Source organism: Bacillus sp. EKM202B (assembly GCF_011066025.1).
Taxonomy (GTDB): Bacteria; Bacillota; Bacilli; order Bacillales; family Bacillaceae_G; genus Bacillus_A; species Bacillus_A toyonensis.
This window is the reverse complement of record NZ_JAAMNK010000107.1, coordinates 1-408: the sequence shown is the minus strand read 5'-3', so window position 1 is coordinate 408 and position 408 is coordinate 1. Positions and strand designations below refer to the sequence as shown.

Here is a 408-nt window from a genome sequence, read left to right as displayed (position 1 = left end):
GTAACACGGGTGCTACCGGTGCTACTGGACCTACTGGACCTCGAGGTAACACGGGCGCTACCGGTGCTACTGGACCTCGAGGTAACACGGGCGCTACCGGTGCTACTGGACCTCAAGGCGTTCAAGGTAACACGGGTGCTACTGGTGCCACGGGCGCTACCGGACCTCAAGGTGTTCAAGGTAACACAGGTGCTACCGGTGCCACGGGACCTCAAGGTATTCAAGGTAATACGGGTGCTACTGGTGCTACTGGTGCTACTGGTGCCACGGGACCTCAAGGTGTTCAAGGTAACACAGGTGCTACTGGTGCCACGGGACCTCAAGGTATTCAAGGTAACACGGGCGCTACTGGTGCTACTGGACCTCAAGGTGTTCAAGGTAACACAGGTGCTACCGGTGCCACGGGCG

Annotated in this window: 1 pseudogene; it reads left to right on the top strand. The window is 58.6% G+C overall.

The window, feature by feature from the left end:
- Nucleotides 1-408, top strand: a pseudogene (locus G9F74_RS29535) (collagen-like protein); the annotation flags it as partial.